Annotated in this window: 12 protein-coding genes; 9 read left to right on the top strand and 3 right to left on the bottom strand. The window is 72.5% G+C overall.

The genetic code is table 11. The features are described from left to right. Positions 1 to 630, top strand: a 630-nt coding sequence (locus ACIRYZ_RS33955) for a helix-turn-helix domain-containing protein (protein ID WP_402951861.1), incomplete at its 5' end; no start/stop codon positions are given. An 88-nt stretch (positions 631 to 718) separates the two neighbouring features. Here ACIRYZ_RS33955 and ACIRYZ_RS33950 read toward each other — a convergent pair. Then, positions 719 to 1,759, bottom strand: coding sequence for a zinc-dependent alcohol dehydrogenase family protein (locus tag ACIRYZ_RS33950; protein ID WP_402951860.1), 1,041 nt, complete (start codon positions 1,757 to 1,759; stop codon positions 719 to 721). A gap of 150 nt (positions 1,760 to 1,909) precedes the next feature. Beyond that, entirely contained in the window at positions 1,910 to 4,630 is a 2,721-nt protein-coding gene (locus tag ACIRYZ_RS33945) for a LuxR C-terminal-related transcriptional regulator (RefSeq protein ID WP_402951859.1), read from the bottom strand. 305 nt (positions 4,631 to 4,935) lie between these two features. On the opposite strand from ACIRYZ_RS33945, the gene ACIRYZ_RS33940 reads away from it, so the two are divergent. The 7 genes from ACIRYZ_RS33940 to ACIRYZ_RS33910 all read left to right on the top strand — a co-directional run bounded on the left by ACIRYZ_RS33940 (position 4,936) and on the right by ACIRYZ_RS33910 (position 11,697). After that, positions 4,936 to 5,112 (top strand): LPXTG cell wall anchor domain-containing protein, encoded by a 177-nt coding sequence (locus ACIRYZ_RS33940; RefSeq protein ID WP_387621425.1) that lies wholly within the window; start codon positions 4,936 to 4,938, stop codon positions 5,110 to 5,112. A 208-nt stretch (positions 5,113 to 5,320) separates the two neighbouring features. Further along, on the top strand, positions 5,321 to 5,539 hold the full coding sequence (locus ACIRYZ_RS33935; protein ID WP_393041409.1) for a ferredoxin: 219 nt from the start codon (positions 5,321 to 5,323) through the stop codon (positions 5,537 to 5,539). Between the two features lies 1 nt (position 5,540). Then, positions 5,541 to 6,941: an NAD(P)/FAD-dependent oxidoreductase gene (locus tag ACIRYZ_RS33930; RefSeq protein WP_402951858.1), complete on the top strand. Its 1,401-nt coding sequence runs from the start codon at positions 5,541 to 5,543 to the stop codon at positions 6,939 to 6,941. Between the two features lie 29 nt (positions 6,942 to 6,970). Next, on the top strand, positions 6,971 to 8,203 hold the full coding sequence (locus tag ACIRYZ_RS33925) for a cytochrome P450 (RefSeq protein ID WP_402951856.1): 1,233 nt from the start codon (positions 6,971 to 6,973) through the stop codon (positions 8,201 to 8,203). A 189-nt stretch (positions 8,204 to 8,392) separates the two neighbouring features. Continuing rightward, on the top strand, positions 8,393 to 10,291 hold the full coding sequence (locus ACIRYZ_RS33920) for a glycoside hydrolase family 15 protein (protein WP_402951854.1): 1,899 nt from the start codon (positions 8,393 to 8,395) through the stop codon (positions 10,289 to 10,291). A 63-nt stretch (positions 10,292 to 10,354) separates the two neighbouring features. Next, entirely contained in the window at positions 10,355 to 11,029 is a 675-nt protein-coding gene (locus ACIRYZ_RS33915; RefSeq protein ID WP_402951852.1) for a hypothetical protein, read from the top strand. Between the two features lie 146 nt (positions 11,030 to 11,175). Further along, entirely contained in the window at positions 11,176 to 11,697 is a 522-nt protein-coding gene (locus ACIRYZ_RS33910; protein WP_402951851.1) for a hypothetical protein, read from the top strand. Positions 11,698 to 11,769: 72 nt separating this feature from the next. On the opposite strand, the gene ACIRYZ_RS33905 is transcribed toward ACIRYZ_RS33910, so the two are convergent. Further along, positions 11,770 to 12,303 carry a flavodoxin family protein gene (locus ACIRYZ_RS33905; RefSeq protein WP_402951849.1) on the bottom strand — a complete coding sequence of 178 codons (534 nt, stop codon included), beginning with the start codon at positions 12,301 to 12,303 and terminating at the stop codon, positions 11,770 to 11,772. 472 nt (positions 12,304 to 12,775) lie between these two features. Here ACIRYZ_RS33905 and ACIRYZ_RS33900 point away from each other — a divergent pair, with 472 nt between their 5' ends. Further along, the gene (locus ACIRYZ_RS33900) at positions 12,776 to 14,053 is read left to right on the top strand and encodes an aspartate aminotransferase family protein (RefSeq protein WP_402951847.1); all 1,278 of its coding nucleotides are present in this window, start codon (positions 12,776 to 12,778) and stop codon (positions 14,051 to 14,053) included. Positions 14,054 to 14,198: the final 145 nt, after the last annotated feature.

Below are 14,198 nucleotides of genomic sequence, written 5' to 3'. Positions count from 1 at the left end.
GCCGTCGCCCGCCGCATCGTCCAGCGCCGCGACCAACTCGGACTGAGCGAGCACATGTTGGCCTACCGGGCAGCCATGGCACCGGCCTACCTGCGCCAACTCCTGCAGACCGGGCCCGAGTTCGACCCGCCAGCCTTCGTCCGGATCGCCACCGCGCTCGGCACGCCCTGGCCGGAGCTGCTGACCGGCCACCGCCCGGACGCACCACCGGGACAGGCCGACGCCGACCCGAGCACGCTGCTGCTCCACCTGACCGAGCCGCAGTGCTGGGAACTGCTCGGCACCCACGGCGTCGGCCGGGTCGGCCTGCCCGTCGGGCCGGCGCCGGTGGTGCTCCCGGTGAACTACGCGGTCGACGCCCGGACCATCGTCTACCGCACGTCCCCCAGGGGTACCGCAGCCCCGGCCGAGGGCTCGCCCGCCTCCTTCCAGGTCGACCACATCGACGAGCACCGCAGCCGTGGCTGGAGCGTCCTCCTCCTCGGCGAGGCCCACCGCGTCGACGACCCGGAGGAGGAGCAGCGGCTCTCCGCCCTGCCGGGCGCCACACCCTGGGCGGGCGGCGCCCGCCCGCTGTGGGTGCGCATCAGCCCGAGCGAGGTCACCGGCCGCCGGATCGGCACGGGGTGAACGGTCGGCGCGTTCGGGTCACCACGGCGCCGACGCGTACCTGCGGGACGGGTTCGAGGCCTCCGGCCGGCCCTGATGCGCAGGTCGCCTACCGCGGCAGCAGCACCGCGACCCCGGGCACCCGGTCCGCGGCGAGGTCCGCGAGCGCGGTGTCCGCCTGCCGCAGCGGGTAGCGGTTGACGTGGACCACCGGGCGGGTCCGGGCGGCCTCCGCCAGGAAGGCCCGGCCGTCGGCCCGGGTGTTGGCGGTGACGCTGCGCAGGGTGCGTTCCTGGAAGAGGTGGCGCTGGTAGTCGAGCGCGGGGATGTCGCTGAGGTGGATGCCGGCGACCGCGAGGGTGCCGCCGCGGTCCAGCGCGGCCAGGGCGACCGGCACGAGTTCGCCGGCCGGGGCGAAGAGGATGGCGGCGTCCAGCGGTTCCGGGGCGGGGTCGTACGAGTCGCCGGCGAACCGGGCGCCGAGTTCCAGCGCCAGCTGCCGGGCCGCCGCGCCCCGGGTGAACACGGCTACCCGGGCGCCCCGGGCGAGGGCGATCTGGGCGGTGAGGTGGGCGGACGCGCCGAAGCCGTAGATCCCCAGGAGGCCGCCGGGCGGCAGGTCGGCCCGTTGCAGGGCCCGGTAGCCGATGATCCCGGCGCACAGCAGCGGGGCGAGCTCCTCGGCGGGCAGGCCCTCGGGCAGCCGGTAGGCGAACCGGGCGTCGGCGGTCAGGTGGCCGGCGTAGCCGCCGTGCCGGTCCCAGCCGGTGTAGCGCGAGTCCGGGCAGAGGTTCTCCCGCCCGGTGCGGCAGTACGCGCAGCTTCCGCAGGTCCGGGCCAGCCAGGCCACCCCGGCCCGGTCCCCGACCGCGAACCCCTCGACCCCGGAGCCGGCCGCCCGTACCCGTCCGACCACCTCGTGCCCGGGCGTGCACCTCGGCAGCCTGAGGGCGAGGTCCCCCTCCGCCAGGTGCAGGTCCGTGCGGCACACCCCGCACGCCTCCACCTCGACCAGGATCTCCCCGGGCCCCGGCTCGGGGACCGGGCGCCGTTCCCATTCCAAGGGCCCCGGGCCCGCCGCGCCCATCGGACCGGGGTGCGTCACCACCCACGCGCCGGTCTCGCCGGCTGCCAGTCGCGTCGTGTCCATCGCCGACTCCCGCCGTCCGCCGGACCCAAGGCTGCTCCTCCCAGCCTGCGCCCGGGGCTGGCGCGGTGCGAGGCCGGGCGCAGGTCCACCGGCGCAGTCGTCACGGTCCGGTGGGCACGACGGGAGGGCCGAGCGGTGTCGACCGGCGGGTCAGAGCAGGTGCAACTGCTGTGCCCGGCGCACCGCTTCGGCCCTTCGGCTCGCGGAGAGCTTGCGGTAGATGCTCTTCAAGTGCGTCTTGACCGTATTGGCGGATATGTGCAGTTCGGTCGCGATCTCCTCGGTGGACAGCCACTGCGCCGCCTGGAGCAGGACGTCGCGTTCGCGCGCACTCAGCGCCACACGAGGCGGAGCCTGGTCCACCGTGTCGGCGGCGGCATCGGCGGCGCAGGTCGGCAGGTCGGTCAACCAGCCATGGGCCAGGGCGAGTTCGGGATCACGGCGCAGCGAGCGGCGGACCCAGGGACCCGCTTCGACGAAGAGCCGCCTCAGCTGTTCCGGCCGCGCGAGCTCCAGGGCCTGGGCCAGGAGGCGCCGCTCCGCGGCCGTATCGCCGGCCCTGGCCTTGGCCTGTGCTCGCAGCAGGCAGATGTGCGCGCGGCTTCGGGGAGCACCGCGCGACGGCATCGGCAGTGCCACGAGCAGGTCCGCCGCGCGCTGTTCCTGGTCCGTCGCGAGGAGTGCCTGGACCAGGGCCTCCCGGTGCTCCGGGCGGTTCGAGTCGGCTGCATCGAGCACGGCCACGGCTGCCGCCGCGTCGCCGTGTGCCAGGTCCGCGGCGGACTCCGCGATGGCCAACTGGTCAGCGGGCCAGCCGGACGGGCCTGGGGTGTCCGTCGCAGGACGGACCGTGTGGAGCACCGTGACCGCGGTCCTCCAGTCCCCTTGGGCCGCCGCGAGCCGGGACCGGATGACGGCGGCCGCCACCTTCGCGACGAGGTCTTCACCCGGTTCCACCGAGGCGGTCGCGAGGTCGCGCGGGGACTGCGTGACCGTCGGGTCGTTTCGCTCGATACCGATGGCCGCCACCACCAGGCGCGCCAGCGAGGTTCGGCGGGCGGGCGGCGGGCCGACGCGCTCCGCGACGGCGAGTGCCCGGCGGGCGCGCTGCTCGGCTCGCCGGAGGTGTCCCCGGTGGAGGTCGAGCAGAGCGAGACGGACCAGGGAGTCCGCCTGCGGCTGCTCGGTGCCCGGCCTGCCGCACACCTCCACGGCCTGGGCGAGCGTGGTCTCGGCGGCATCGAGGTGTCCGGCACTCAGTTGGGCGGAGCCGAGGCTGGTGAGCAGCAGTGCGGGGATCTCCGGATGCTCGCCGAGCAGTTGCGGTGGTACCAGGTCCAGCCGGGACAGGGCCTCTCGCGCAGCGGTCTGCGCCGCTGCGGCGTCACCGGTCAGCCGGTCGACGAGCAGTTCCAGCAGGACCCGGCTGAACCGCACCATCGGGCCGGTCGCCCCCTGCTGCCGGCCCAGGTGCTCGTCGGCGCGCCGCAGACCGTCGCGGCCGGCTGTGCGGTCGCCCCGGGCCAGGGCACAGGCCGCGGCGACCAGGGCCTGGGCCGGATCGGGGAGGTCCGGCGGCATGGCGGCGAACAGGCCGGCCAGCCGGCCGCCGTCCGCGCCCGTGGCCAGGCGGCCGATCTCCAGGTTGTCCACGACCTGCTCGGAGGCGAACCGCCAGTCTCCGGCCGTGGTCGCCTGCGCCAGCGCGTCGACGAGCTCACCGGCCTCGGCGAACCACCGGGCGGCCCGCCGGTGCAGTTGCTGCTCCAGGCCCGGGTGTCGAACCGGAAGTTGAGACCTGAGGACTTCGGCGAACAGGGGGTGCAGGTGGTACCAGCCGGTTCCGTCGATCCGCTCCACGAAGGCATTCGCGTCGTTGAGCTGGACCAACAGCCGTGCGGCGTCATCGCGTTCGGTGAGGGCGTTCGCCAGGTCGGGGTAGAGGCGTTCGCTGACGGCGGCACGCAGCAGCAGATCCTGTGAGGCCTCCGGCAGGGCGTCGAGCACCTCGGTGAGGAGGAGGTCCGGGATGGAGGTCCGGTCGGCGGTGAACTCGCGGACGAACGCCGCGGGGTCGGCGGCCCGCTGCATCGCCATCGCACACAGCCGCAGGCCCGCCGCCCAGCCTTCGGTGCGCCGGTCGAGTGTCCGCAGGTCCGCGGCGGACAGCGCCAGGCCGTGCCGTTGCAGCAGGGCCGATGTCTCCGGAAGCGTGAACCTGAGGTCCGCGTTGCGGATCTCGGTGAGCCTTCCGGCCGTGCGGAACCGATGCAGCCCCGGCAGCGGCTCGCTCCTGCTCGTGGCGATGAGACGCAGGCCCGGAAACGCGTGCCGGAGGACGAACAGGACGCCGGCGGTGATCTCGGGTGAGGAGACCGTGTCGAGCTGGTCCAGCACCAGGACGGCCGGCCGAGGCGATCCGGCGAGCCAGGCCGCCAGCCGGATCAGGACGGACCGGTCCGCCTCTCCGGCTCTCGCGGGCCTGCCGATGTCCTCGGGCGGCGGCATCCCGTGGTACCGGAAGGCCTCCAGGACATAGGCCCAGAAGGTGCCCGGCAGATCATCGGGCTCCACTGTCAGCCAGACGATCGGGCCGGGCGCCGGGGCCACGGTCGCCCAGTGGGCCGCCAGCACCGTCTTGCCGGCGCCGGCAGGGCCGTTGAGGAGCGTGATCGGTCCCTCGACGCCTTCGGAGACCCGGTCGAGGAGGGACTGCCGCCGGATGAGGACCCGCGGGGGACCCGGGACGGCGAAGCGGGCCACGAGCAGGGGATCACCCGTCGGTGCGAGGCGCGGCGGAGGTCCCGGCGGGCTGTGGGTGGCAGCCGCGGCCTTGGACGGTGTTGACGCGGGGGCCGCGAGATCGCGCATGGGGATCACCAGGCGTGGCCGGGTGCACCAGGGCACTTCCGATGGGGCCGCCGCCCATCGCGAGCAGGCCTTGTGCGAGGGCCTCAGCCTCTCTTCGTCTGACAGCTCCATGGTCACCCGCCACGCTCACCCGCGCGAGCCGATGACGAACCCCGGCGGCAAGGCGGCGTATCACCCGCTGCGGGTGAGGCCGTGGCCCTTCGAGTTCGCTCGAATGGAGCGGGAGGACACCTGGCTGCCGACGCGGAAGGGGATCGGTGATGGCGAAGCGTGGCTCAGAGAGCGAACGCGGGAAGGCGTGGTGGGTGGCACCACTCGTGTTGTCGGCCCTCGCCCTCGTCTTCATCTTCGAGAACAGGGCGGAGACGTCCATCAGGGTGCTGATCCCGATCGTCACGATGCCCTTGTGGGCGGCCCTGCTGGGCATCTGGCTGGTCGGTGTGGTCGCCGGGCTGTTCCTCTCCCGTCGACGCAGGCGGTGACCCGCCCGGCGGCTCACCCACCGCGCGTGGTGCGCCGGCGCGGTGAGCCCGTCGGCCGTCCTGCCCGTCGCCTGAAACGGCCCCGGAGAGTGGCGGCCGTCCCCCGTCTGGTCAGCTCGCGATGCATCCGGGGGACTCATGCGCCACAACTGTTGGTAGCGATGCGCCAGCAGTGCGTCACGGACGGTTTGAAGGGCAGGGTCTGCGGATGAGAATTGTCGTTGATCTCAACCGGTGCCAGGGCTACGCGCAGTGCGCGTTCCTGGCGCCGGACGTGTTCGAGATGCATGGCGAGGAAGCACTCCTGTACGACCCCGCCTTCACCGATGCGCAGCGCGATCAGGTGCGACGGGCCGCGGCCGCCTGTCCCGTCCAGGCGATCCTGGTCGAGCCGGACCAGGCGCGCGTCACACGGGTGGGCGCCTGAGATGTCGGTCTCCCTGCGTGAAGCGGTACTGGAGTTCCGGCGCGACGGGCGGATCGTCATCGTCGGCGCCTCGCTGGCCGGTCTGCGGGCCGCCGAGGCACTGCGCATGGGCGGGTTCACCGGGTCGCTCACGCTGGTCGGGGACGAGCCCGACCTCCCGTACGACCGGCCACCGCTGTCCAAGCAGGTCCTGCTCGGCCGGGCGCGAGCCGACGGCACCACCCTGCCGCAGCGCAACGGCGTCGACGCGCAGTGGCGGCTCGGTACGGCCGCCACCGGGCTGGATCCGACGGCGAAGCGGGTACGCCTGGCGGACGGCGAGGAGCTCGAGTACGACCGCCTGCTGATCACGACCGGCGTCCGCGCCCGGCCCTGGTTCAACGCGGCGGAAGCGGCCCTCGACGGGGTCTTCACGGTGCGCACCAGCGCGGACGCGGCCCGCCTGGAGCGGCGGCTGGCGGCGGGGCCGCGCCGGGTGCTGGTGGTCGGTGCCGGGTTCACCGGCTCCGAGATCGCCTCGGCCTGCCGCGAGCGGGGCCTGGAGGTCACGGTCGCCGAGCGTGCCGGGGCGCCGCTGGTGGGGGCTCTCGGCGGGGTGGTCGGTGCGGTCGCCGCCGACATGCAGCGCGAGCACGGCGTGGACCTGCGCACCGGCATCATGGTGACGGCGCTGGAGGGCGACTCCGGCGGCCGGCTCCAGCGCGCCCATCTGTCCGACGGGACCTCGCTGGACGTCGAGGTCGCGGTGATCGCACTCGGTGCCACCCGGAACACCGAGTGGCTGGCCGGATCGGGCCTGGCCGCCGGGCCTCGGGGGATCGCCTGTGACGCGGGCTGCCGGGCCTTCGACGTCCAGGGCATCGTCACCGATGACGTGTTCGTCGCCGGAGACGTCGCGCGCTCGCCCCACCCGCTCTTCGACTACCAGTTCCTCTCGCTGGAGCACTGGGGCAACGCGGTCGAGCAGGCCGGGACCGCCGCGCACAACATGATCAGTATCGGCCCGGACCGTCGGGCCCACCTGTGGGTGCCGACCTTCTGGTCCTCCCAGTTCGGCGTCAACATCAAGTCCGTGGGCGTGCCCAACATGGGCGACGAGATCGTCGTCACGCAGGGCTCGCTCGCCGAGCGCCGGTTCGTCGCGGTCTACGGGTACCGGGGCCGGATCATCGCCGCGGTCGCCTTCGACCAGGCCAAGTGGATGGAGTTCTACCGGGAGCAGATCGAGGTCCGCGCACCCTTCCCACCGGACTACGCCACCGTCGACCGCCGGCCGGGCGGGATTCGGCCGGTCCCGGCCGAGTTCCCGGACCCCTCCCTGCCCAGCCACGGCGCGACCGTGACCCTCACCGGCCACGATCCCAGCGAACGCCGCGTCCAGTTCACCCCCGCACGCGCCTGACCGCCGCCCACCCCTCAGGAGACCGTTCCATGACGCCGGGCACCCTGCTCCAGCAGATCACCGACTACGCCAACCGCGCGAACCCCTACCCGTTCTACGCCGAACTCCGCAAGACCCCCGTGGCCCGTCAGGACGACGGGTCGTACCTGGTCGGCGGCTACTACCAGGTCCGCAGCCTGTTGCACGACCCACGGATCAGCTCGGACGCCCGCAACCTGGTCGGGCAGGACGGCAAGGGCCTTCAGGTGGAGGAGGAGGCCGGCGTGCCGCCCTCCATGCTCCGGCTCGACCCGCCCGAGCACGACCGGCTGCGACGCATGGCCATGCGCCCGTTCGGCCCGCCGCACACTCCGAAGCGGGTGCACGAGATGCGTGGTGAACTGGCCCAGATCGTCTCCGGGATGATCGACGACTTCCAGGGCAAGGACCAGGTCGACCTCGTCGAGCACTTCGCCTACCCCTTCCCGGTCACCGTGATCTGCCGGCTGCTGGGCGTCCCCCGCGAGGACGAGCCCCGCTTCCACGTCTGGGCCGACGCCATCGTCGCCGGCGCCGACCCCACGGCGGGCGAGGACTATGCGGAGCGGCAGCGCGCCATGCACCAGGCCAGGATCGAACTCGGCCGGTACCTGGCCGGACTCGCCGAGGACCATCGCCACAGCCCCGGCGACGACCTGCTCTCCGGGCTCGTCACCGACCACGGCCCGGACGGGCAGATGTCCACGATCGAGCTCATGAGCACCAGCATCGTGCTCCTGATCGCCGGCCACGAGACCACGGTCAACCTCATCACCAACGGGATGCTCACCCTGCTCCGGTACCCGGAGCACCTCGAACGGCTGGTGAAGGAACCGGACATCGCCGTCCCGATGATCGAGGAGCTGCTGCGCTACGAGCCCCCCGTCCACCTGGCGCCCCCGCGGGTCACGCTGGCCGACATCGACATCGCCGGGACCGTCATCCCCAAGAACTCGACTCTCTGGCTCGGCCTGGCGTCGGGCAACCGGGATCCCCGGCGGTTCGACGACCCCGACCGCTTCGACCCCGACCGTCGGGACATCCAGCACCTCGCTTTCGGCAGCGGCATCCACAGCTGCTTCGGAGCACCGCTCGCCCGCCTGGAGGCCCAGCTCGCGCTGACCGAGCTGGCCCGCCGGCTGACCAACCCCCGGCTCGTCGCGGACCCGCCTCCCTACCGGCCGAACCCGCTGCTGCGCGGGCCCCGCCATCTCGAAGTCGCCTTCGACGGTGTTCAGGGCTGACCGCATCACCCGGCAGGGGTGATCCCGGAGCCGGGCGGCCTGCCGACCATCGGACGCACCGGACGGGGCGGCCCGTCCGATGGTCGGTTGCGAGGCGGTCATGAAGGCCGTGAGGATGGAACCCGGGAAGAGCGGGTCGGTTCTGCTCCGAGCGGTCCTCGACTTCGTGCCCTGAGGGAGCTGAGCGACATGGGCGAGACGAGCTACCCGCCGATCTCCGACTACGCGTTCCTGAGTGACTGCCACTCGGTGGCGCTGGTGAGCCGGGACGCGTCCGTGGAGTGGGCGTGCTTCCACCGCTTCGACGGGCGTTCGGTGTTCGCCCGGATCCTGGACCGGGAGCGGGGCGGGTACTTCCGCATCGCCCCGGTCGCGGATTTCACCACCACCCGGCGCTACCTGCCGGACACCAACGTGCTGGAGACCCGCTTCGAGACCGCCACCGGTGTCGTCACGGTGACGGACTGCCTGCCGGTGCGGGAGGACCTCACCCGCCCCGGCCACCCGGAGCGCCGTCCCCCGGGCAACCTGCTGCTGCGCCGGGTGCGCTGCGAGGCCGGCACCGTCGAGCTCGGCCTGGAGTTCGCGCCGAGGCTGGAGTACGGGATGACCACCCCGTACATGGAGGCGTCCGGCGAGGACCTGGTCGTGGTCATCGGCGGCCCGGACTCGCTCCTGCTGCAGAGCGGATTGGCGCCACTGCACCTCACGCCGACCGGGGAATGCACGGCCCGGGCGACGGTGACCGAGGGCCAGGTGTGCCATGTCGCACTCACCTACGCGCAGGCCGGAGGGCTGACCGTCCGGCGGTTCTCGGAAGCCGAGCTGACCGGACGGCTGGCGGAGACGATCGCCTTCTGGACCCACTGGGCCGCCCGCTGCACCTACCAGGGGCCGTACCGGGAGGCCGTGGTGCGCAGCGCGCTGGTCCTCAAGGGCCTCATCTACGACGAGACCGGTGCGCTGATCGCCGCGCCCACCGCCTCACTCCCCGAGGGGATCGGCGGTGAACGCAACTGGGACTACCGCTACGCCTGGCTGCGCGACTCGGTCGCGATGCTGACGATCCTCGGCGGCATCGGGTACTCGGAGGAGGCCCTGCACTTCGGTGAATGGCTGCTGCGCTCCACCTCCGGCCGGGCCGAGGACCTGCAGATCATGTACGGCATCCACGGGGAGCGGCTGCTGCACGAGGTCACGCTCGACCACCTGGAGGGCTACCGGGGCTCGCGCCCGGTGCGGATCGGGAACGGGGCCTGGAACCAGGTGCAGCTCGACACCTACGGCGAACTGCTCATGGCGACGTACCTCATCGTGCGGCTGCGCGGCGAAGCGGCGGTCGTGCACGAGCGCCGCCCCTTCCTCCGTTTCATCCGCAACGTGGTGGAGCTGAACATCCGGCGCTGGCAGGAACCGGACGAGGGCATCTGGGAGATCCGCGGCGGGCGGCGGCACTTCGTCTTCTCCAAACTCATGGCGTGGGCAGGCGTCGACTGCGGCATCCGCTTGCTCGACCTGTTCCCCGGCCCGGCTCCGGACGGGGATCTGCGAGAACGCTGGGTGCTCGCTCGCGCGCAGATGCGTACCGCCCTGGAGACGCGCGGGGTGGATCCCGAGACCGGCGCTTTCGTCCAGGCATTCGACCGCCCGGAGCTCGATGCGGCGGCGCTCCAGGTGAGCCTGCGCGGATTCCTGCCCCCCGACGACCCCCGCGTCCTCGCCACCATCGACCGGATCGAGGCCGAACTCACGCGCAACGGCCATGTCCACCGCTACCTCGCCGAGGACGGCCTGGCGGGCGAGGAGGGTTCGTTCGTGTTCTGCACGCTCTGGCTGGCCAGCGCCCTCGCCCTGGCCGGACGCACCGAGGCGGCCGAACAGTACCTCGACCGCGTCCTCGGCTGCGCCAACGACCTCGGGCTGCTGGCCGAGGAGATCGACCCCGCCACCGGCGAGCAACTCGGCAACTTCCCGCAGGGCTTCAGCCACCTCGGCGTGATCGGCGCAGCGCTGAACCTGGCGTACGCGCATTCCGGGGGCACGACCGGGGACCCTCTCGCCGCGTTCGCCGGGCAGCCATCGGGGTGATCGTCGGTTGCGCCGACGTGGCGGACCGCCCCCGTCGTCCCACGGCGCCGCAGCATGAGGATCATGCAACCTGACGGACCGCCGGGCGCCGCCCTGCGGACACCCCGTGCCGCCGGAGCGGCGGGCATCCTCTCCGCCCTGCTGCTGGCCGCGGCCATCCTCCTGTTCCGCAGCGCGCTTCCGACCGATGCCGCCGATGCGACGGCCTGGCTCGGCGACTCCTCCCACCGGGACTCCCTGCAGGCGGCCCTGAACATGCTGCCGTTCGCCGGAATCTTCTTCCTGTGGTTCATGGGGGCGACACGGGACTACATCGGACCGGCCGAGGACAGGTTCTTCGCCACGCTCTTCCTGGGCGGCGGGTTCCTGTTCGTCGCCGTGCTGTTCGTGACCGCCGCGACCGCGTTCGGTACCCTGACCGCGGTGTACAACCCCCATTCGGCCGTGCAGCCCGAGCTGTGGGAGCACGACCGCCGCGCCGTCCTCAGCCTGCTCTCCAGCTACGCCACGCGGATGGCCGCCGTCTTCACCATGTCCACCACGACGATCGGGCACCACCTCGGTATCTTCCCGCGCTGGCTCGTCTGGCTCGGGTACCTCGTGGCCCTGGGGCTGTTCTTCGTCGTCAAGAGTGCCGCCTGGTTCGTGCTCGCCTTCCCACTCTGGATCCTGGCCCTCAGCTGCTACATCCTGGCGGTCAACCTCCGTCCGCGGCGAGCGGAAACCCACACGTCGTGACACGGGGCGGGCCAGTGGCTGAGCGGCAGCCTACGGATATCACCGGTTCCCGGACCCCGGGGGGCGGTCGCAGCGTGGCATCCGCGATCCTGCTCGTACTCGCCTGCCTGCCGGTGTCCGTGAACCTGGCCCGTCGGGGGTGATCCGTGACACGCCGCACCCCCGAAGGGGAACCAGACGCCCGGCGGCCGCCGGAACCGGTTCGGACCAACTATGCCGGCGCCGTCTACGGCTCGATGCTGGCGGCTTCGGTGGTGGCCGGAGCCGGGATCGGCAGCCCGTTCCCGCGGATCGAGCTCGTGGTGCTGCTCCTCGCCACCGGCGTGGTCTTCTGGGCTGCACACGTCTATGCCCATGTGGTGGGGGAGTCGATGGTCCACCGGGCCCTGACCCGGGCTGAGATCTCGCGGGTCTGTGCCGCCGAGCGGCCGATCCTGGGGGCAGCGGTGCCCCCGGCCGCTGCCGTGGCGATCAGTCCGCTTCTGGGGCTGGGGTTCGCGGGCACGGCATGGCTGGCCCTCGGTGTCGCCGTGGCCGAGCAGGTCGGCTGGGCCAGTGCCGTGCTCGTCCGGGCCGGCGTCCCGTTGCATCGGGTGGTGGCCGCCGGTGTCGTCAACCTGCTGCTCGGGCTGGTCATCGTGGTGGTCAAGGCCGTGCTCCAGCACTGACAGCCGCCCTGGCCGTACAGCGGGTTCCGGCGCTCGGCCGGGCCGGCCCGGCCGGTCGTCGAACTCGGCGGATCAGACCAGGGCGGCGCCCCAGGCGCGGGCGCGGTCGAGCTCACCGGCGCGCAGCGGGCCGTCGGTGCCCTCGACGATGAAGCCCTCGGGCTCGGCGACCACGTCGTAGTTGTGGCGGGACAGCCGCTGGGCGATGCCCTTGGCGGCGCCGCCGGATCCGGGTGCTGCGCCCCGGGTGTCGAATGCGGCGGCGTAGGTGCCGGGTTCGGTCTTCGGGAGGCTGTGGAACCAGGAGCGCAGGCCCGGCCCCTCGGCGGCCGCCTGGGCCTCGGCGGTGGCCTCCTCGTGGCCTTCCCTGTGGTTCTCGGCCGCGACGGCCACCAGGCGGCTGAGCCCGGAGGACATGCCGTGCATCTGGGTCGGTCCGCCGACCACCAGCAGGTCCGCGGACCGGGTCACGTCGTTGTCGGCCTGGGTCAGCGGGAGGCACTCGACGGACGCGGAGGGGGCCGCCTCGTGGACTCCCTCGGCGATGGCTTCGGCGATCTCGCGCGTGTTGCCGTACATGCTCTCGTACACGATCACGGTGTGCATGGTGTCCGCCTTTCGTCACCACCAGGCTCGCACGGCGGGGTGGCCCGGACGTGAGCCGTTCGGGCCGGGCCGGGCCGGGCCTTGTCATGGGCGAGGACCTGCCGGACCCGGACACCGTCGCCGTGCGCGTCAGAGGTGGAAGCGCCGGGCCTTCGGCTCCACGGTCCGGCCCTCGTAACCAGCGTGTCCCTCCGCGCGGCCGGGTCGCAACGCCGACCGGCGCCCCGGGGCGGGACCGGTCGGCCTGGACGAGTGTCTCGGGAGTGCCGAATACGGGCGCATCGAGGGTGTGGCGGGCCGGCACCACGAGGAAGGGCGGCTGAGGGTCGCGGCCGTGGAGTCGCGGCCCGTGTCGTCCGCGATTGACCGTCCTACGGACCGGGCGCAGGGTAGCTTGCCTGAAAGCCGTTCGTGCGGCCCGGCTGCCCGATCGACGCGAAGTCGATGGCGTCGCAAGGAAAGTGAGCCTCGCATGTCGAACCTGCTCGGCCGCCATCGCGCGGTCATGCCGAGGTGGGTGTCGCTCTACTACGACGACCCGATCGAGATCGTGAGCGGCAAGGGGCGCCGCGTCACCGACTCCGACGGCCGCAGCTATCTCGATTTCTTCGGCGGCATCCTCACCAACATGCTCGGGTACGACGTGCCCGAGGTACGGGAGGCCGTCGAGCGGCAGCTGCGCACCGGGGTCGCGCACACCTCGACGCTGTACCTCATCCGCACCCAGGTGGAGTTGGCCGAGAAGATCGCGGAGCTGTCGGGCATCGCGAACGCCAAGGTGTTCTTCACCAACTCCGGCACCGAGGCCAACGAGACGGCGCTGCTGCTCGCCACCAATGCCCGCCGGTCCGACCAGGTGCTCGCCCTGCGCAACAGCTACCACGGACGCTCGTACGCGGCCACGGCCGTCACGGGCAACCGGAGCTGGAAGAACTCCTCGCTCTCGCCCGTCAACGTGCACTACCTGCACGGTGCCGACCGCGCACGCTTCCCGCACCTGTCGGACGAGGAGTTCCAGGCCTTCTGCGTGGACGACCTGCAGCACGTCCTCGACACGGCCACCGCCACCGACGTCGCCTGCCTGATCGTGGAGCCTGTCCAGGGCGTCGGAGGCTTCACCGCCGCACCGGACGGACTCCTCGCGAGATACCGGGAGATCCTGGACCGGTACGGGATCCTGCTGGTCTCGGACGAGGTGCAGACGGGCTGGGGCCGTACCGGAGAGCACTTCTGGGGCCTCCAGGCCCACGGCGTGACACCCCACATCATGACCTTCGCGAAGGGTCTGGGAAACGGCTTCGCGATCGGCGGTGTCGTCGCGGACGGCACGCTGATGGACGCGCTTCCGGCCAACGGCATCTCCACGTTCGGTGGCAACCCGATCGCGACGGCGGCCGCCAAGGCCACACTCGACTACCTCCTCGCCCACGATCTCCAGGCCAACGCACAACGGCTCGGCCGCCTGCTGATCGACGGCCTGCGGACCGCGGCGGATCGGCTTCCGGTCGTGCGGGACGTCCGGGGCAAGGGCCTGATGTTCGCCGTCGACCTGGTCGACCCCGGCACGGGAGCGCCGAGCGCGTCGCTGGCCGCCAGGGTGCTGGAGCACGCGAAGGAGCGGGGCCTGCTCATCGGCAAGGGCGGCCTCTACGGCCACACCCTGCGGATGGCTCCCCCGCTCACCCTGACCGAGGCCGAGGCCAGGGAAGGACTCGGCATCCTCGTCGACTCGCTTGCTGCCGCCTGCTGACATCACGTTGTGCGGACCCGGGTGTCCTCCGCATGAGTGGTCCTCCCGACTCCCGCTGACGGCAAGGCTCTTCAGCCCGCATTCGCAGGTGCGACCCGTGTCGTCATCGGGCGGGGTCCGGCGATGTCGAGAGATCCGGGCTCCG

It is taken from the genome of Kitasatospora sp. NPDC101155, assembly GCF_044768305.1.
Lineage (GTDB): Bacteria > Actinomycetota > Actinomycetes > Streptomycetales > Streptomycetaceae > Kitasatospora.
Note: the sequence above shows the minus strand (reverse complement) of the source record. Positions and strands in the feature narration are given on the sequence as shown.